This window comes from Lachnoclostridium phocaeense (assembly GCF_959599685.1).
Classification (GTDB): Bacteria; Bacillota; Clostridia; order Lachnospirales; family Lachnospiraceae; genus Claveliimonas; species Claveliimonas monacensis.
The window spans coordinates 1-19,761 of sequence record NZ_CAUGIN010000042.1; the positions used below are offsets into that span (position 1 = coordinate 1).

Annotated in this window: 14 protein-coding genes and 2 tRNA genes; 6 read left to right on the plus strand and 10 right to left on the minus strand. The window is 48.8% G+C overall.

What is annotated here, in order from left to right; genetic code table 11:
* Positions 1-446 precede the first annotated feature (446 nt).
* A complete protein-coding gene (locus tag Q5911_RS13820; RefSeq protein WP_303183640.1) occupies positions 447-944 on the plus strand; it encodes a QueT transporter family protein in 498 nt (165 codons plus the stop codon).
* 106 nt (positions 945-1,050) lie between these two features.
* Here the strand turns inward: Q5911_RS13820 and Q5911_RS13825 are convergent, their stop codons facing one another.
* The 5 genes from Q5911_RS13825 to Q5911_RS13845 form a co-directional block, all read right to left on the minus strand.
* Positions 1,051-3,480, minus strand: coding sequence for a hypothetical protein (locus Q5911_RS13825; RefSeq protein WP_303183643.1), 2,430 nt, complete (start codon positions 3,478-3,480; stop codon positions 1,051-1,053).
* Positions 3,477-4,646, minus strand: a complete 1,170-nt coding sequence (locus Q5911_RS13830) for a class I SAM-dependent methyltransferase (protein ID WP_226395178.1) — start codon at positions 4,644-4,646, stop codon at positions 3,477-3,479. The genes Q5911_RS13825 and Q5911_RS13830 overlap by 4 nt, the downstream gene beginning before the upstream one ends.
* 93 nt (positions 4,647-4,739) lie before the next feature.
* Entirely contained in the window at positions 4,740-7,361 is a 2,622-nt protein-coding gene (locus tag Q5911_RS13835; protein ID WP_303183647.1) for a sensor histidine kinase, read from the minus strand.
* 16 nt (positions 7,362-7,377) lie between these two features.
* Positions 7,378-8,073 carry a response regulator transcription factor gene (locus Q5911_RS13840; RefSeq protein WP_226395176.1) on the minus strand — a complete coding sequence of 232 codons (696 nt, stop codon included), beginning with the start codon at positions 8,071-8,073 and terminating at the stop codon, positions 7,378-7,380.
* A gap of 74 nt (positions 8,074-8,147) precedes the next feature.
* Entirely contained in the window at positions 8,148-8,696 is a 549-nt protein-coding gene (locus Q5911_RS13845; protein WP_303183651.1) for a GH25 family lysozyme, read from the minus strand.
* 52 nt (positions 8,697-8,748) lie between these two features.
* Between Q5911_RS13845 and Q5911_RS13850 the strand changes: the two genes are divergently transcribed.
* The 3 genes from Q5911_RS13850 to Q5911_RS13860 all read left to right on the plus strand — a co-directional run bounded on the left by Q5911_RS13850 (position 8,749) and on the right by Q5911_RS13860 (position 9,463).
* Complete coding sequence (locus Q5911_RS13850) at positions 8,749-9,156, plus strand: sporulation initiation factor Spo0A C-terminal domain-containing protein (RefSeq protein WP_226395174.1); 408 nt, start codon at positions 8,749-8,751, stop codon at positions 9,154-9,156.
* Positions 9,157-9,286: 130 nt separating this feature from the next.
* Positions 9,287-9,357 (plus strand) — tRNA-Gly (locus Q5911_RS13855).
* Positions 9,358-9,392: 35 nt separating this feature from the next.
* A tRNA-Gly gene (locus Q5911_RS13860) sits at positions 9,393-9,463 on the plus strand.
* A 418-nt stretch (positions 9,464-9,881) separates the two neighbouring features.
* On the opposite strand, the gene Q5911_RS13865 is transcribed toward Q5911_RS13860, so the two are convergent.
* Together Q5911_RS13865 and Q5911_RS13870 are read right to left on the minus strand one after the other, a co-directional pair.
* A complete protein-coding gene (locus Q5911_RS13865; protein WP_076780140.1) occupies positions 9,882-11,000 on the minus strand; it encodes a YncE family protein in 1,119 nt (372 codons plus the stop codon).
* Between the two features lie 250 nt (positions 11,001-11,250).
* Positions 11,251-13,644: a YhgE/Pip family protein gene (locus Q5911_RS13870; protein WP_303183656.1), complete on the minus strand. Its 2,394-nt coding sequence runs from the start codon at positions 13,642-13,644 to the stop codon at positions 11,251-11,253.
* 184 nt (positions 13,645-13,828) lie between these two features.
* On the opposite strand from Q5911_RS13870, the gene Q5911_RS13875 reads away from it, so the two are divergent.
* Positions 13,829-14,422, plus strand: a complete 594-nt coding sequence (locus Q5911_RS13875) for a TetR/AcrR family transcriptional regulator (protein ID WP_303183659.1) — start codon at positions 13,829-13,831, stop codon at positions 14,420-14,422.
* A gap of 770 nt (positions 14,423-15,192) precedes the next feature.
* On the opposite strand, the gene Q5911_RS13880 is transcribed toward Q5911_RS13875, so the two are convergent.
* The 3 genes from Q5911_RS13880 to Q5911_RS13890 form a co-directional block, all read right to left on the minus strand.
* Entirely contained in the window at positions 15,193-16,389 is a 1,197-nt protein-coding gene (locus tag Q5911_RS13880) for a site-specific integrase (RefSeq protein WP_303183662.1), read from the minus strand.
* A 66-nt stretch (positions 16,390-16,455) separates the two neighbouring features.
* A complete protein-coding gene (locus tag Q5911_RS13885) occupies positions 16,456-18,486 on the minus strand; it encodes a DUF927 domain-containing protein (protein WP_303183663.1) in 2,031 nt (676 codons plus the stop codon).
* Entirely contained in the window at positions 18,461-18,892 is a 432-nt protein-coding gene (locus tag Q5911_RS13890) for a hypothetical protein (RefSeq protein ID WP_303183665.1), read from the minus strand. The genes Q5911_RS13885 and Q5911_RS13890 overlap by 26 nt, the downstream gene beginning before the upstream one ends.
* Before the next feature lie 268 nt (positions 18,893-19,160).
* Between Q5911_RS13890 and Q5911_RS13895 the strand changes: the two genes are divergently transcribed.
* Positions 19,161-19,691 carry a hypothetical protein gene (locus Q5911_RS13895; RefSeq protein ID WP_303183667.1) on the plus strand — a complete coding sequence of 177 codons (531 nt, stop codon included), beginning with the start codon at positions 19,161-19,163 and terminating at the stop codon, positions 19,689-19,691.
* The last annotated feature ends 70 nt before the right edge of the window (positions 19,692-19,761 follow it).

The window sequence follows — 19,761 nt, forward strand, 5'->3', positions numbered from 1 at the left end:
ACCCCCAAAGTAGGTTTTTATATTTTAGTGTCCTACTTGGGGGTATCATATCACTTCGGGGTGGTTTTTCTATGCCTTAAAGCACTATCTGATAAACGTAAATACAAATGTCAGCAATGCCAGAATGAGCATTCCAAAAGCCATGAGATCTTTAAAGTCAAACGGTTTCTTGTCCATCAGCGCCACCCCTATTCTTTGTTTCTGACTTATCGGTTTTTGTATAAAATTACATAATTTAAGTCATTAAAAAACAGCCTTCCCTTTCCAATATCGGACAAATCCCGGACATTCCTTGATTTTTCCATCCTGTCATGCTATACTATCCCTCGTTGCAGACCCGCATAAAACCAAGGTCTTTCAAGGTCTGCCGGCGGTCACCGCCGTAAAATGTGCCGAGTGTTCGAGACCTTCCACTCGTAAAACAAAACTAAAGGAGAGAACTGAATATGAAGAACAAAAATGTAGCATTTATGACGCAGGCATCCATGATCGCTGCCATCTACGTGGTGCTGACCTACATCTTCGCACCCATTTCCTTCGGGGAGATACAGGTGCGGATCGCTGAGGCGCTGACCATCCTTCCCCTGTTTACGCCGGCTGCCATCCCGGGACTTTTCATCGGGTGCCTGCTGGGGAATATCGTGGGCGGAGCGCTCCTTCCGGACATCGTCTTCGGAAGTCTTGCCACACTGATCGGGGCTGTCTTCACCTGGCTTCTGCGCAGCCGCAAGCCCATCATCGGGACACTGCCGCCGATCATCTCCAACGTAGTCATCGTGCCGCTGGTACTGCGGATCGCTTACGGTGTAAATCTGCCCATCCCGTTCCTTATGCTGACGGTGGGCATCGGAGAGGTAATCTCCTGCACCATCCTGGGGCTCATTGTCTACTATGCGCTGAACCGCTACCGGAATACGTTATTCCCAAGAGCAGCTGCCATGTAGGCCCGGCCCGGTATAAATCTACTGTTTTGCCCGGATAAGAAAAAGAGGCGCAGGACGGTTCTGTGATGCGATACACACAGACGTCCTGCGCCTCTTTGTTCTGTTCTTATTCTAATGCACTGATAAATGTGCGCCCGCTTCCCGACAGAAGCGTATCCATCTGTTCATAGGAAATGGCCGTCCGGTTCCCGGTGGCTGCCTCTATGTAAGTCACATAGGACTGGTCATAGCCGATCAGGATCACACAGCTTCCGTCTCCCGCTATGCCCACCACCGGCATATTTTTATTGACGATGTACAGCATCTCCTCCGTGGTGCACCCTGTCAGATCCAGGGTCTGTCCCCCCAGCACTTCCTGCACGGCGTCCATTGCCATGGCGCCTCCCGCAAGCCTTTCGCGGAGGGTATTGATCGCATCGTCCCGGTCTGTGATGACATACTCCAGATATCGGTTTCCTCTCTCCCAGACGTATTTCTGTTCTTCCGACACGACCACGCCGCTGACTTCGTCGGCCTTCACGACCGCGTCGCCGGCATTGTCATACGAGCCCTGAAACCGTCCGGTTCCGTATACGTAGTAGACATCGCCCTGGGCCTTCTCCTCAAAGGCCACCTGGGCCGGCTGCTCGTACAATACCTGCTTGGGCCTCAGCACTTTGGGATTCCTGTCTGCGAGGCCGTCCGCAAAGGTGAGCCTCATCTGTGTCTCTTTCAGATCTGTCACATAGGACTCAAGAGAAATATTGCTCTCCTTTTTCTCCTCATTGCTGGTGATCTGGCTGGCCGCGATCTGCGTGTAGGTCTCCCCGCTCTTCACGACCCGCTCCAGGTTGATCATGCCCCCGGATACTTCCACGCTCAGCACAAAGTCACTGTCGGACTGGTAGGTCCTCTGCACCTTGTCGGCGCTGCTGCGGATCTCCACCTTATACATGGGGTAGATCTCCTCCCCGGAGACTGTACGGCCCACGTCGGACTGTCTGGACATGCCGCACACAAAGTCCCCGTTCACAAAGCCCAGCGGTCTTACGGCTGCGCCCTCATCTGCCTGTACCGTATAGCTCTCTCCCGTTTCCAGATCCATAACCGTCACTTCCGGGGCTTCGTACAGCGTCCCGTTGGTCTGGTAAGCTGCCAGCTGTCCGTCATCTGAGGTCACATACTGTCCTTCCTCCAGCCCCTCTGCCAGGACGGTCTGCTCTTCCTTTTCCATATGGATCTCATAGAGCGTTCCCCCGGCCAGCACATAGAGCATCTCCCGGTCCACACTGTAGTAGACCAGCTTTCCCAGCTCCTCCGAAGCCACGGCGGCTGACTTATTGCTGGGGATAAACGCCTTCTCGTCAATGTTGTTCTGCTCAGCCTGGTAATAATAGATGGCCGCTCCCACCTCGCCCTCGTGGGCTCCCCGGTTCATGTAGCCATAGACGGCAAACGTGACATTCCCGTCCCCGTCCATCCGAAGGAGCCGGATCTCATGCTCATCTGTAAAATTCCGGATATCCTTGTTCTCCGAGTCCATAAAACTGAACAGAAGAGAAATCTCGTCCGTTTCCTGGTTGTAGTACCACAGCTCATTTGCCTGGATAAAGGCCACCCGGGTCCCGTCATTGCTGACAAGATAGGGCACATCCGGATCCGTGATCCCAAGGAGGATCCCCTTCTCACTCATCACTGTCCCGGCAGGGTCAAACACCTGCTCCATGGTCCGGTCATAATTCAAAAGATACATGGTGCCGGACACATTTCTCACCCTGAAAAATTCTTTTACGCTGTGGATGTCCTGCTCATTTTCCTCCCCTGCACACTGCACCTGGTATTCCAGGATCACAGAGGTGTATGTAGAGTTGGACTCTGTGATCTTCCATCTCTCTGTCCCTGTCACCTGGGGCTGAAGACCTCCCCATGAGACGTGGTCATAATCTGAATGAATCGTCACATGATAATAATTCGTTCCCTCTTCGCCGGTGGGCTCAAGGGCTGCTCCGACTCCCACATTCTCCACCTTTCCCATGGCATTTACATGGTAGTCGGAAATGTATTTCAGGCACTCTGAAGTAGAGTGGTCTGTCCCATCCACGATCCTTGTGTAGTAGTAGATCTCCTCGCCGTCCACATGGAGGGTCAGGAGAAGGAGCCGCTCCTCTGTCAGGAGGCTGGCGTCAAACTGCAGGCTCACAGTCTCCTGGGGCTCATCCACGCTCTCCTTTGAGAGCTGCTCGGTCCCATCCAGAGAGTACACTTCATAGTCCAGGGACTGCACCCGGGCATCGTAGCTCTGGATATGCATCTCCAAAGTCTGCCCGGTCACCGGGAGGATACTGTCCCGCATGGTGGACGCATCCATCGCCTGGGTGTACCCGGTCAGATAATTCACTTCATATCCCTGGCAGGAAAAGGACACAGAGGGCAGCGTGGCGCTCCCTAAGTCCGCTGTCATATTGTTGTTTCCTCTGTTTGTCACATAGCTGAACACTATGACCGCCACGACAAAAACGGCGGCCAGTATGCCCGCATGTATCAGGCGTCTCTTCATCTGTCTGCTCCTCGCTCTGTATCTAACAGCCTTCCAAGCGTGGGATGCACGTGCAGCGCCTCCTGGCACGCCTGCAGCTTTTCTTCATTTCTTCCCTTTCTCCCGGTCTTCACTGCCCGGATCAGGATATTTTTCGGCGTGTGTTCCATATCAATAAATTCCAGCACCTGTGTCTCATAGCCCTCCCGCTCCAGGTACTCTGCCCGCAGGGCGTCTGTCACAAGGGCAGCTATGCGCTCTTTGATCAGGCCGTATTTGAGCACCGGTTCCAGGACGTCGCTTTGGATCTGACTGTTCAGCTCGTGCTGACAGCAGGGCACGGACAGGATCACTTTGGCATCCCACCCGACGGCTTTGGCCAGGGCGTAGTCCGTGGCTGTGTCGCAGGCGTGGAGCGTGACCACCATGTCCACCCGGTCCACACCCGTGTAGTTGGCAATGTCCCCCTCCAGGAACTTCAGTTTGCTGTAGCCGTATTTCTCACTCAGCTCATTGCAATGGCGGATCACATCCCGCTTCAGATCCAGACCGATGATCCGGATATCATAATCCTTCAGCTCATGGAGATAGTAGTACATGGCAAAAGTCAGGTAAGATTTCCCGCATCCGAAGTCAAGGATGGTCAGCTCCCTGCCTTCCTGCGCCCTGTCCTCCAGGCGCGGCAGGATGTCCTCGATAAATTCCAGGAAGCGGTTGATCTGGCGGAACTTGTCGAATTTCGCGTGGACCACCTTTCCCTCTCTGGTCATGACTCCCAAATCCACCAGGAAAGGCACAGGCGTCCCCTCCCTGAGGATGTATCTCTTCTGTCTGTTGTGGGACAGGTCCGCCTCTTTTGCCGGCTCCTTCCTGGCCTTCTTTTTCACGGTGACCTTTCCCTTTTTGCTGACCAGCGCCGTGACGGAGGACTGTCTCGTCTCCATCTGGAGCTGCTTCATCTCTTCCATATACACAAGGAGCGCTTCGCAGGCCTCATGGGCCGGCAGGTTCCGATGGAACGCCTGGTTCCCCTTAAACTCCTCCAACTGAAAGAAAAGTGTGCCCTTCTTCATTAAGGGACGCACTTTCACTTTGACCACGCCCCCCTTAGTCCTGGGACTGCTCAGGGTGGCGGAGATAAAATCTGTATTTAAATTTTCTTCAAACAATGTTCTTAAATTTTCCATAGCCATATTATAGCGCAAGATGGGAAATGAGTAAATGGGGACTGGTTTTTTTCAGAAAATACCAGTCCCCATTGCGCTTTCTTGTCTTATTCTTTATTCCGTCTGCCCGGCCCTGCTCTCGGCCGCATGCTCCTCTTTTGTCACCCGCGGGAAGGTGATGGTCACCTTGAACAGATCTCCGTCCAGGTACAGGTCAAATGTGCCTCCCTGCATTTCCGTCAGGGATTTCGCAATGGAAAGCCCCAGCCCGCTCCCTTCCGTACTCCGGGATACATCTCCCCGGATAAAACGCTCTGTCAGCTCGTCTGCGTCAATGTTCAGCGGCTGCTCAGACACATTTTTCAGGTTAAAGGTTACCGTCTTTTCGCTCACGGTCAGGTCCGCGTAGATCCTGGTCCCCTCCATAGCATATTTGGCAGCGTTGTTGTAGATATTTTCCAGCACTCTCCACATGCGCCGCCCATCCACATGGATGATGGCTTCCTGCTCCGGCAGGGTCAGCACTTCCTTCAGGCTGCGGGCGCTGAATTTCTCTTCAAATTCTCCGCTGGTCTGCTGGATCATCTCCACCAGATTGATGTTCATGTACTCCAGCGAGATGTTGCCGGAACTCACCTTAGATGCCTCCACCACGTCCTCTGTCAGCGTTTTCAGTCGCTGGGCCTTGGCCTCCAGCACATCCAGATACCCCTGTATCTTCGGGTCTGTAAGGTTCTCCCTCTTTAACAGGTCCACGTAGTTGATGATGGAAGTCAGGGGCGTCTTGATGTCGTGGGACACATTTGTGATCAGATCTGTCTTGAGCCTTTCATTTTTCATACTGGCCTCAACAGCCGCGTCCAGCCCTTCTCCTATGGTGTTGATCTTTTCTGCCACATCCCTCTGGCCGCCCCGCAGGCCTTCCAGCGGGATCTTGTAGTCCACTTCCCCCGCCGCGATCCGCGAGATCCCTTCTCCCAGCCGGTTCCGTCCTATGACCTGGCGGATCATGTAGACCGCCACCAGCACATCCACTGCCAGCATCAGCAGGACAAACAGGAAGACACTTCCGCCGGACTCCAGCACCAGGAAATGGAGGAACAGGACACCCAGAAGCGCCAGCACGATCCGCCACACTTCACTGATATGCTCTGCCACTTTGCGCACAAACCCGCACAGCCACTTGAGGATGCTGTTTTTCCACAGGGTCTTTGCCTTGATCCTTCTCACCAGGCTCAGATAGCCCACCATGAACATGACACAGGTGACCACAGCTATGCCGGACACAAGGACCACGTCTCCAATACTGATCTGGAACATATCTGTGTAATAGTAATCCCCCTCATAGACCGCTCCCCTGAAAGGTCCGTACATATTGGTAGCAAGGTAGCACAGAAGCAGCCAGGCCCCCAGCGTCAGCGCCGCCGCCAGCTCTGTCTTGATCCGGTCAAAGACGTTCAGGTGGATTTCTTCATCCCTGGTGGACCGGCCTGCCACAAGAGTCAGCCACACAAGGATGGCCAGAATGCCGATCACTGCCAGGACACCCATCACGATGACGCCCTGTATGGAAGGCGCATATGTCTCGTACATCTGATTTTGATTGTAGTAGGCATCCTGCACCGGGTAGGCGGTGTCGATCCCCACCGCGTAGACGAAGTCCTCTCCGCCGGGTCCCATCTCCTGGACGGTATGCCGCCACTCGTCGCCCCCGATCCCGTTCATATTGCTCTCAAATTCTGCCAGGGTGGGCCGCACGACTGTGTAGCTTCCCTCTTTCTTCAAGGTGTCTATGCTCTGTTCCAGCTTATTATAGTCAGCAAACTCCGCCCGGTTGGTATACACCTTTTTCGCGTTCGTGTCCGCATACAGGTAGGTAAGGTTGGTGTTTCCCTCCTCCCAGGTGTCGGTGATGGATGTATAATTTCCCATCTTTGAGCTGATCATATTCACTGCTGTATCAATCTCCGAAAATGCCTCGCTGAGCTTTCCGTTCCACCGGGGATCGCTGTTCGCAATATCCAGGATCGTCTCTGCACCGTCCGGCGCATAGGCCTCCTCCAGCCAGTACCCGTCATAATTCCAGATGTTCCTGTAGATCACCTGGTTGTTTCCATCTACCACAGTCCCCATGCCGTCTTCCTGGTACAGGGAGCCGCTCTCCAGGTAGGAGAGGATGTCCTCTGATGTAGTCGTATCATCTGACTTTGTCATAAAAGACAGCTCTCCGGCTTCGATCCGGCTTTTGAAATCATCATAGTAATAGTAGTCATAGGTTCCGTCCGGCTTCTGGCATACAATGACATTTTGTGTCCCGTTGTACGCATTATTGTAGGCCGCATTGTCCGTCACAGAAACATTACCGCTCTCGATCCTTTTTCCCCAGTCGCTCAGCTCTCCGATGGTGTAGGCCAGACCGTTTATGTTTTCCCCGGTAATGGTTCCCGTCTCACACATTTCCTTGATGTCCACGAGCTTTGTCTCATCCAGTTTTCCGTCTGTCTCCAGCCCATCCTTGTCAGCCACTGCACTTATAATGTTCTGGGAATCCCAGTACACCCGCTGGCCAAATCCCTCTGACTGGCTGTATCCTCCTTCTGACCCGGAGACAATGTCCTGGGCAAGGCCGGGGTAGGCGGACAGCCACACCAGTCCCACCACCGCCAGCACCACCAGGACCTGCTGGATCAGAAGCAGCGCTCCTTTGACAGGAGCCGATCTATACCATTTATTCATACGTTCTCCCTCCTGTTTATATCTTCTCTACCTTGTAGCCTACTCCCCAGACTACTTTGAGATATCTGGGATCCTTCGGATTGATCTCGATCTTCTCCCGGATGTGCCGGATATGTACCGCCACTGTGTTGTCCGCTCCGATGGCATCTTCGTTCCAGATATTCTCATAGATCTGCTCGATAGAGAAAACTTTGCCCTGATTTCTCACGAGAAGCAGCAGGATATTGTACTCGATAGGAGTCAGCTTCACCGGCTCGCCGTCCACAGTCACTTCCTTGAGATCATCATTGATGGAGAGTCCCCCTGTCGTGTATACTGCCGCATTGTTTTCCTTTGCCGTGCTTCCAAGCTGGGTAAATCTGCGCAGCTGGGATTTTACCCTGGCCACCAGCTCCAGCGGATTAAACGGCTTTGTCACATAGTCGTCCGCCCCCACATTGAGTCCGAGGATCTTATCCGCATCCTCCGACTTTGCAGAAAGGATGATAATGGGAATATTGTTCTCTTCCCGGATCTTCAGCGTCGCCCGGATCCCGTCCAGGCGCGGCATCATGACATCGATCACCAGAAGGTCCACATCGTTTGCATTCAACACCTTAAGCGCCTCCTGCCCGTCGTAGGCTTTCAGCACTTCATACCCCTCCTGTGTCAGATATATGTCAATTGCCTCCACAATTTCTTTGTCGTCGTCACATACTAATATTTTTGCCATCTTTATCACCTCCCTTACATATTACAAGAATAGCAGGGATTTTTTAAGAGGCAGATGCGGAATTTCTTAAGAAATTATGAAATCACGCAAGGCGGCCCGTCCCCCTGTATCCAGAAGGGATACTTTTCCCTGAGCCTGCCGTCAAACAGGTTCTCCAGAAAGTCCGGCTCGGTGCCGTACATGGCAGCATATCCCCGCTCCTCCACGCTCTCGCAGAAAGCTTCCACGATCCGGGCGGCCAGCTCCTTTGTCACCGCCACGCCCCTTGACGCCGCATAGCGGACCGCGTCTCTCCCAAAGTATATGCACACCGGGTAGTCCACCTTATAATCTTCAATGGTCTCCAGACACTGCCGGGCCTCCTCCCGGGCCATCCCAGGCGACCAGGCGTAGGACAGCCAGTACACACCGAAGGGTATGCTCTGCCGGGTGCAGCCCTCCGCGTTCCTTCGGAACTGGTCGTCAATGCTCCCGCTTCCGAAGCCTGCCCGGATCATGGCCGAGCGCACCCCTGCTCTCTTGACTTCCTCCCAGTCAATATTTCCCTGCGATCCACTCACATCTATTCCAAAAACCTGCACAAGATCACCGTCTTTTACCTTCTTATGATCAATATATGTCATTCCCCCCAAAGAGTTCTCCATTCCGTCTTGTTTTATCGTAGAATGTCGAATAATGTCGTTTATAATTATAAGCGGGCCGCTTTCCGATAATATAACATGTGGAGTTCTGCCAGGCAGGAAGGGAGTTATAGTTATCGCTGAAATGAATGATATTCAATATTTGGTGCGTTCTCTTGGAATTGGTGCGACATATCGCGGATATAGATACTTGATCGTTGCTGTTTCGCTTTGCCTTGAAGACGAAGACTACCTGCTCGGCATCAGCAAATTACTATATCCTAAAATTGCAGAGATCTGCCACACAAGCGCCGGGAGTGTGGAGCGTGATCTGCGCACCGTCATCACTGTTTGCTGGGAAAGAGGAAACAAAAATCTTCTGCAGGCTATTTCTCCCTGCCCTCTGTTCAGCAAACCCACGACTGGTGAATTCGTCGATATTCTCACAGGGCATTTAAGGTAATCGCAGCAATAAGGTCCCTCCTCCCTTCCTGCTTTTCTTTCCCATCCCGGCATACCCCTAATATTTTTACATTGATTTTTTAACTTCCCCTTGCATTTTTTAAATTTATATGATAATATAACATTCGTTCGCGGGTGTAGTTCAATGGTAGAACACCAGCCTTCCAAGCTGGATACGTGGGTTCGATTCCCATCACCCGCTTGATTTTTTTCTAAAAGGTGTTATACTGGAACCATGCAGATATAGTCTATCGGTATGACGCTAGCTTCCCAAGCTGGAAAGGCGGGTTCGACTCCCGTTATCTGCTCTCAGTGATCAGGAAGACAAAAAATGATCAGACATTCCTTCGGATGTCTGGTCATTTTTTGTTGCTCTGTTATCCTATATATTTCTTGATTTTACGCCATTTTCTGCTATAATAAAGGATAATGAATAGAGCGAAAACTTTCGATATTTGTCTTGTTTTTAATTCTAAACACAGCGATTATAAAAACTTAAGGTTCTATTAAGAAACTTTCTGATTTTTTTAGAGACTGCTCATATTTTGGACATATCTGTTCATTATAATAACAGTCAGATAGTTGATGAACAGTCAACTATCTCCCCCCTCATAAAGTATGACACCACGGCAGAATTCTTTGGTGTTGCACTTTACTCTCATTCCTTTAGATAACTATAACAACGACGAAAACCCGCAGGCCTCATGGCCAGCGGGTTTTCGCTGTCTACAGGATATCTATTTTCAGGACTCTGTCCACAGAGAGCCCGGGGAGATACCGGTACGGGTAGGCTCCCGACTCAAAGAGAAGGTACATCGTCCCTCCGTCCATGCAGATCTGTTCCAGCATATACGGGAGACGGATATCCTCCAGTGCCATCTCATCTGTGTAATCCCTGATGCCGTCAGAGACCTGGTATGCTGCCAGCCTCGAAGGAACAATCCCCATGGAATAAGACAGGAAAAGTATATCGCTCAGGAAGGTCATCCCCTGGGCATACCGGGATATTTTCAGGTCCTCGTCATCCGCCACGCCCTGCCGGACTTTTGACGTGCGGTGCTTGATGGGAACACTCTGTATATTTCCGTCATCCTGCACCTCATATTTTTTGATCATGCTGTTCTCCTTTGTAGAATAATATCCCACGTAGAGATACGAAGCGTGATAGGTCATGAAAGAGCTTCTCGGTATGTCCAGTATATTGTTGACATGCAGAAAGCTGACCGGCTCCCAGCTCTCGGAAAAATCATACGCCTCCACGCTTTCCATATCCAGCGCATTCACCTGGGCCACGCCATTCCTGCTCCCACACACCCACAGATTATTGTTCTCGCCATCATACGCAAGACTCCCCACGTGGGCCTTGTTGGGCAGGACGATCTCCTTAACAAACTCATGGGTCTCCTTATCTATCATAAAGACAACAGAGTTATGTGTCTTAGACTGACAGTAAGCGCTGATAAACAGATACTGCTCTGACACAGTGATCCCCTGAGGCGTCATGCCTGTACATATAGAATATTTTCCGTCTCCGTTCGAGGTGAGCGTCCTGGCCGACTCAAGACCGGGTATCACGTACGTCCCGCTGTCAGGCTCATCTGCATGAGCAAGCACCGCCTCCTCGTAAAGCCCGCTGTAGGGCTTCAGACGCTCAGAAAATTCTTCCAGCGTATACATGGAGCTCTCTGTATTTGTGGTAACTGCGTCTGTCTCCGGTTCCACCTTCCCCATATAGCCAAGGATCAGCCCTATATAGCCTGCCGGGATCAGTACGAGCACAAGGCAGACTGCCAGCACTCTTCTTTTCCATCTGGTCTTTTTTCGTTTTCTCCCTTTTCCCTTCATGGTACATCTGCCTTTCTTCCTGCAATTATTATACCTCATTCTGCACAGACTTTTCTCCACAATCCAATAAAAAGGCAGAAAAAAACGCCGCCCCTCTGCTCAATTATTCTCATTATAATAGATTTACTCCGTCTATCCGACCTTAACAGGGCTACTGCTCCGACAATCTCTTCTGCCCTGCAATAGCCCCTAAAAGTTTATTATTCATTTGATACCCGGAACAGTTGGTCCCTTAACGAAACTTCATCCATTATGCCAGTCCTTGCTCTTCCAGCCATACCATCCATGTGTTCCTTCCTTCCCGGATTTTCCGTGCCCGCACAGTGAACTCCAGGATCGTAAGTCCTGTAAATACGAGGAACAGGAGCAACAGGAAAACGAGGCAGCCCCGGACACTCTCCCCGCCGCTTATGGTGCTGCGGAATGCTTCCACCGTATACGTAAACGGTACCCAGTCGTGAAGATACGGCACAAATGATCCGGACAGTTCATAGGGATATGTCCCCACGGAACCTGCCAGCTGGATCACCATGAAGATCAGCATCAGGAAGCTTCCAACGCGCCCCAGCAGGCTGGTGAAGAAGTACATCACCGACATGAACGCAAGGGAAGCCGCACACGCTACCAGGACCGTCTTCCCCATTTCCACAGGTGTAAAACCATCGAATATATGCAGTGCACCGATCATAACTACTGCCTGGAGCACTGCCGTCAGATAGAGTACGGATGCCTTGCTGATCCACCAGCGGAAACCGCATTTCATCTGCCCGGCATAACTGGTCAGCGGATACATCAGACTGAACGCGATACAGCCAACCCACAAGCCTACGGACATCATATACGGCGCCATGGCATGTCCGTTGTTGGCCACCTCCGTAATCTTTGTCTCTTCCGTATCTATCGGTGCGGCAAACATATCTGCCGCCTGATCCGATGTATTCGTCTCCAGGATCTGCTCCGCGCCGCTTCCCAGTTCCTTTGACAGCGTCTCCGCGCCTTCCGAAACCTGCCTGATCCCATCGCCCAGTTCGCCACTGCCGTCAGAGAGTTGTCCCGCGCCGCTGCTGATCTGGCAGGCTCCATCTGTTAGTGATGCCGCGCCCTCCGTCAACGCTTTGCTGTTCGAGGTAAGCTGTCCGGTTCCGGAGACAAGCGTATCCGTTCCATCTTTCAGCTTCGCGCTTCCTTGTGCCAGCTCTCCCAGACCGCTGTCCAGATCCGCAGATCCTTTCCGGAGCATCGATGTTCCCTTCTGAAGCTGATCTGCCCCTGATGCAGCAGCGGAAATTCCATTCACAAACGCCGGCGCCTGTTCTGCCAATGCGGAAGTGCCAGCCTGAAGCTGCCCAATCCCGTTCTTAAGGGAATCTGCACCACCCTGTACTGCGGAAATGCCGTTCTGAAGATCCGGGATCTCCGATGCGATCTGCGCGCTCCCGGCCGCCGCTTCATCGACACCGTATGTGTAGGCGGAAATGCTTGTGGAAAATATGTCCGCCTGCTGCTGAACTGCTGCGATCTGTGCCCTCACTTCCTCCGGCACACCTTCCTCTCCGGCGAGTGTTGACAGCGCCTGACTGATCCCGGCCGCCCCGTCGCGCAACGACTGGGAACTGGAAGCAGCAGACTGCAGGCCGGAGCTAAGCACATCTGCACCATTCTTCAGGCCGGCCGCCCCGTCAGACAGAGATGCAATCCCGTCTGAGAGCTGTTGCGCACCGTTACTTAATGAATCCGCGCCGTCATTCAGCACATCCGCCGCATTGGGAAGGGCCGACGCCGCCGCATTCAGTTCGGACAGTCCGGCATTGAGCGCAGTCATGTTATCATCTACATCCACCGCGCCAGCTGCCAGGTCAGAGCCTCCTTTCTGCGCACCATTTACACCACTGTCCAGTGCATTTACACCACTTTGCAGCTCTTCTGCCCCTGCTGCAGCTGCACTGACCCCATCTGTATACTGGCTAATCCCCACTTCCAGTTCCCGGCTTCCCTCCACAAATACCAAGGCACTGTCTGAAAGGACCTGCAGATTGTCGGTAATCGTCTGATTTCCCTCTGTCAGCTGATCCGTTCCTGTTTTCAGTTCACTCGAACCATCCGCCGCTTCCTGCATTCCGCCACCCACTTCCGCAAGCTTGTCGAACAGAACTTCTGTATACGTTTTTGTAACCTCTTCCCGCACTGAGCTCTCCAGTTCCTTCATCGCCGTCTCGCTCATCTTGGACGCGATGTAGTTCGTTCCTGGATTCGTTTCATAAGCCAGCGTCATCTTCTTCGGATGCGCGTCTGTCAACGATGAGGCATGGGCCGAAAATTCCTTCGGTATGGTGATGACCATATAATACGTGCCGTTCTCAAGGCCCTTCTGCGCCTCCGTCTCTGACGGAAACTGAAAGTCCAGAGAATCGTTGTTTTTCAGTTCCTCCATCAATGTTCCACCGATGTCCAGTTTCTGATCTTCATAGGTGACCGGCACGTCATGGTTGATGACCGCCACCGGAAGTTTATCGATATTCCCGTATGGGTCCCACATGGATCCAAGAAAAAGTGTGGTATAGATTGTCGGGATCGCGATGACCGCGACTGTAACAATCAGTAAAATCTTATTTTTGAACAGCCTGTTCCATTCCTGTCTCAGCATTGTCCCCTGTCCCCTTTCTTTTTACAACATTAGTTCTATTAATAGATATTGTGTTGATTTTTTTAACATTATGAATTATAGTAAAATCATAAAAAAGATACAACCATTAATGTAACACTACTCTGTCTGTTAATGGATAAGCAAACGATGCGGTGTCTATTATTTTTAAAGGAGGAAATGTTTCATGTCAAAAAATATGGACCGGCGGGTTCGCAAGACCAGAGCCCAGCTCCGCCAGGGACTTGCCGAACTTCTGAAAGAAAAGAGTTTAAAAGAGATCACGGTCAAAGAACTCGTAGAAAAAGTGGACATCAACCGCTCCACTTTCTATCTGCACTATGCGGACATCTATGACATGATGGAAAAGATTGAAAACGAACTGACTGAAGACATCGAAGATCTGATCCATACCCATCCGGTAAGTCCGTTCAACGAAGACAGCTTTCCGTTCATCGAGGATATTTTTTCCATCCTCGCGGAAAACCGGGATATCTGCGCCGCTCTCCTGGGCCCTAACGGTGACATCTCTTTTCTGCACCGTATTGAAAACATCCTCTCCGAACACAGCCTGAACGCCCTGAAGGAAACATTCCCGGAGAAAATGGATGACCTGACATACTACTACGCCTTCTGCCTCTCCGGCTGTATCGGCCTGGTCAAGGCCTGGCTGTCAGAAGAATCTTCCGTAAGTCCCCAGCATATGGCCGAACTTACATTTAAGCTTATCATGAATGCACTGAGAGGTTTCTATCCGGACTTTTCCGTAAGACGTTCCTGAAATTTACAAAAAATAACAGCAGGTATCTTTCCAGATACATCTGCTGTCAATTCTGCAATTAATTTTCACTATCAACTTGGACTATTTATTTTGCTCGCGACGAACTCGCGACGGATTTCGCGCCACATTTTTGTTTCCCTTCCAATTTTTCTTTTCGCCTTGCTCTGACTTGTTCTTTTTCTGTCGCAAGCATGGAAACCGCGCAAATCCGCCATTTGTGGCAGAAAAAAACCGCCGACCCCAAGGCTTCTACGTCCTTAAAATCAGCGATTTTTGAATGCGCGATCAGGGGTTCGAACCCTGGACACCCTGATTAAGAGACATTCACAGAGAAAAAGTCGCGACAAATTTTTCCATATAGGTTCCTCCAAGTCGTTTGCATTTTCAAATAATCTTTTCTCAAAAAATCCGCGACGAAATCCGCGCCCACTCGCTACAAATAAGCCTTTCTTTTCATGGACAACATTTCTTTCCACCAATCTTTTCCAAAGGTCTGGCACTGGTTGGATTCGAAAATCCCCGATTTCCCGATTTCCCGTCCCCTGAATGCAGAAAATTCTAATGAATTTTCTCTTCGCATTCAGTTTTCCAGGACGGGAAAACGGGTTTTCGGGTCTTTCTCATCCACCGTGCCAGCCAAAAAAGAACAAACTACACAAAACCAGTATGGTAATCAGGTGGTAGCCTTCTCCTGAAAAGGGCTGTATTGCGCTATTTCCCAATCTTTTCAGATATTCAAAATCCTCATTTTCGCGCCAAACTATATGTCCTTACTCGTTTGAGACCTTTTTGAACAGTCTTTCATCCATCAGATTAGCCACCAGATTTTCGTCATCCTTTGCCACATGGCTGTACACGGAAAGTGTAATCTTAGGGTCTTGATGTCCTGCCCTTGCCTGTACGATATGTAATGGTACTCCCTGTGACAGTAACCATGAAATAGCACTATGCCGTGTTCCATGAAGTTTTATATGGCGCAGTCCATACTTCTTTAACGTCTCTGCCCATTTCCTTGTGAAACTCTTCGGAAGAAACGGCTCTCCATCCTGTTTACAAACAACTCTCTGTTTGCCTGTGAACCGCTTCCCCTCTCTAAGACAGATTTGTTTGCAGAGCAACTGCTGATGCTTCAACAGCCGGATCGTCTCATCACTTACCACCATCTTCCTGTATGAGCCGTCTGTCTTGCAGTCTTTGAGCACTGGATGCTTGCTATCCTCGGATTCCACCCACGAATGTTGGATTGTTACAATCTTCTTGTCGAAATCAATATCCTCAAAGCATAGTCCGAGCAGTTCTCCCCGGCGCATGACACAGTCGAAAAGAAGCGCAACAGGCAGTTCCATATCCGTCCCCTTGACCGCCTTTTTCAACTCCTGTATCTCTTCCGTTGTGTACACGTCAAGATGATTCGTTACAAGGTCTTTCCCTATCTTTACATTCTTGGTCGGATTTGTTTTAATGTACCCCAGTTCACACGCTACATTCAAAGCCGCTTTTAAAATCCTGTTAATATGCCGTATGGACTCGGCTTTAAGCGGCTTTTTGCTGGCATTAGATTTCTCACGCCATCCATTATATACTTTCTGGATAGCGGCTTTAGTGAGGTTCTGAAGCTTAATCTTCCCAAACATAGGAATGATATAACGTTCACTATTGGTTTTATAATCACGATATGTCGCCGGACTACTCTGAATGCGTACATAGTTCTCCAGATATTCATTCATAAAGTATTCAACCGTCATTTCGTTTGGAAGCAACAAGTCCCCCTGCAAGTATTCAGCCTTTTTTATTGTAAGGAGATTTTCCGCTTCTTCTCTATTATCTGAATCACTCTTAAAGCGCACTCTGTTGCGCTTGCCTGTAAGTGGATCGGTTCCTAATTCCAGAATTACATCATAGTACTTTACGTCATCTTTATTTGGTCTCGGACGTACCGAGCCTGTAATCGTTCTTTTTCGTGCCACAATCTCTTCCTCCACTTTTATCTTATTATTGAGGGACAAGAAATTATGTCTTGCCCCTCAGTTTTTTTAATCTACTTTAAACTTCTCTTCATATTTCCAGTCTGTTTCCTCATCTGCAGTCTGCTTATCTTTAGCCCCTTCTGTCCTTGTTTCCGGTTTCCCTTGAACTTTGTTCGCCTCTTCAAATGGTATCTCAGACTTGTTGACCTTTTCCCACACTGCATTTTTCTTCTTTTCGGCGGTTTCAGCTTTCTTGGAATCACTCAGAGATGCCGGGAGATAAATCTGGTAGCCCTTCACAGGCTGTCCCTTTATTATTTCAATATCTCCCTTATAGCGATCTGGTTCGCTATGTAAAATCCCACTCTCCCTCCATTTCTTTAAAATTACTTTTTTATCTTGAAATCCACCTTTCAACAATATTTCCTCTAATACTAGTTCCGATATGAAGACTTCCGCTGTCACAAACTCTCCATTTTTTATACGTTTGGCATGGAAAGTCACGATCCTCCCCTTACAGTCTCTTGGTATGTTTACTTGCTCAAATTCGGAAACAGATGGGTCGTCAGGCTTGACCGGCGCTCCCTGTACAAAGTTTGCGTAATTTGCCGTTACATATTGACACAAATACTCCCATGCGCGATATCCAATATCTAACCGCCCCGGATCCGTTACCGCGGTATACGACAAGACTTTTCTTCCAATCGCTATGGCATCAAGTTGGATTTTTGTAATCTTGGAGAAGAACTCCGCTCCAAGAGCAATCATGGCAATATTCTTGCATATTCTTTCAGTAAGCGGCGTATATTTTCCCTCTGCCCTCATCTGCTCTACAAAACGTTTCTGATAGCTCCAGTACGCATCTACTATTTCTGAGGTCTTCCCTGCCGCTTCATATTTGAGGAGTAGAGTCGCAATGTTTTCAATCACAAACCCATAGTTTTGCTCGCAGACCGCCTTTATACGGTCTGCACTTTGGGCGGACTTTGTCCAAACAATTTCTTCAAATTCAAGGCAACGTACCAGTAGTCCTGTGTTCTGGTCGCACATCCCAAGAATACTTTTTTCCGTCGTCATTAAAATGGCGGTGTTAAAAGTATTTGCTTCTGCTCTTGTCAGTTCCTTGGTCAGTCTGCCTTTTTCTCTCCCTTCCGCAAGCTCATATAACAGGGATGTGGGGTTATACCTAATCAATGACCCTTCATCTATGACCGTCGGATAAGCGGAACAAATCCCATTCATTAAAGAATTCTTACTATCGGCAAAAGTGAGTATTGTACTGTCTCCGAAACTGCAACGAGCCCCCAGAGAAACTGCAAGGCATCCTGCAGTCGTTTTTCCAGTTGAGGACTCTCCAACCAAAGAAACCAACAGGTTCCCTGTATGCACTGATTCCTTGAGAAAATCTATCAATGGAGCTGCCGCGGCAATTGCCAGAATGATCTCCAAGTCTGTTCCTAGCACCTCCTCTTCAACTGTCTTTTTCCAAACTGAATATTCACCAGTAGGAAATATGGATAATCTTCCTGCATAAGTACTGTCTGCTTCAATGCCTTTTGATCCAAAAAAAGCTTTATGACCGTTATATTCGCCAAAACCAAGCTTCTCATGCCGTATTTCCAGAGGAGCATCCTTTTCCTGATTGAAGATACTGAGCAGAAGTGTTCCCATATTCTTTTTCTGGACTTGAATACCTTTCCGTGTAAATTCAGAAATGTACTGCTCTGTCATCTTCTCGCGCGGCAAACGGAAAATAATCTTTTCACCTTTAGGATCATAGAAAAATAGTTCCAACTCACGGTTCATGGTCTCAGCATATATAAAGATTTTTTCAAGATATACCGCAGCCCCCATGTAATCGAAGATAAACTCCCCCGCCTTTTTGTCATATGCCCACTTACCGTACATACCGTTTTTTATTCCAACGCTCCGATTTATATATGGATCTGGAAGCTTAGGCTCTTCGTTGGTCTGCTGTTCTTCGCAGACAGATGTCTCTGCAACTTTCTCTTGTGCAGATTTCTTTTCCTGCTCTTCCATCTCTGATTTAATCTCTTTCTCCTGCGTCTCTTCAATCTGTTCCTTTTTCTTGTCCATTCTCTTCTCCTCCTTCTGGATCAAATATCACCACGGGGGTATCATCGACTTCATCCACAGACGGGCTATACCAGGTATGACTCACCGCATTGGCAAAATTTATCCCCTGATATTCTGTAATTAGAGAAATCAATTCCGCGGAATACACAACTTTCTTCTTTCCCTGTTTCCTCAATTCGTATTCATTCTTTTCGCCAGGTAGCGTTGTTCCTAAAAGGAGCTGCTTTCCTATAAAGCCGATTTTTACAGTTTCTTTCAGTTTTAGAATCTCAACCACATCTTCTGAAATGATCAGACGCCTACCATTGTTTGCAGAATTGATGATCGTCAAACTTCCCTTTTTTCTGTTTTTTCCGCCGCGCGTTACGGATTTATCAGCAGGAATGAATTGCTCCATGTTTACCATAGTTTTTCTCCTTTCTCATATTTTTTTAATATTATGAGAATTCCCATGGGCACATATTATCATAGTGCTATACTTTTGTAACCTGTTATATTTCCGTCTTTTTTCTTATCTACCACCTTATTCATAAGGCTTCATATTGACACAGGATTATTTTTATATGATAATTGAATAAGAATATTTCCCCAAACTATTATCTATAATCATTGATTTATTCAGCATTTTTACCTTTTACAACAAAAATCACTATAAGAATGAAAGGAGAAAACATATGAAGAACGGCAAATATTATGAAGAAATGGAAGACGAAGCTCCAAGTAGAAGGGATATATTTATCCAAACTGCCCTTGAATATATTTCAGGGAAAAATTATACAGAACAGAAGCATTTAGTTCTTGACGTCAACCGAAAACTTACCTCTTTGGGATACAAAGCGTACTCTGTCTCTCAGTCTTATAAACTTCTGACTAGTGCAGATATACAACCAATTAACGAAAATGGAACCACTGAAAAAATACTAAAATGTACCGGAAGCACGCGACTTAACAATATAATTTCATACCAGAGCTATTATCGGCGCATTTATTTTACGGTAGATCCTGCATACGGAAAACTGATTACAAAAATTATAAATCAGAAATACCCTAAAGAATTTCTTAATGCGGTTTCAATCGACAATATGGTCATTTGTTTTTATAAGCCCGAAAAAGTTCAAAAAAAATCAGGGGATAGCTACAAACCCTCACGTTCACAATTAAAGGAAGAGATATTGGAAATACTAAAAAAAGAGTTGAATTTTTAATTGAGTCCTATTTCTAGAGAGCGTTTCAAGATTTGTGTAAACTGAAAAAACTGATATAAGATATGTCATT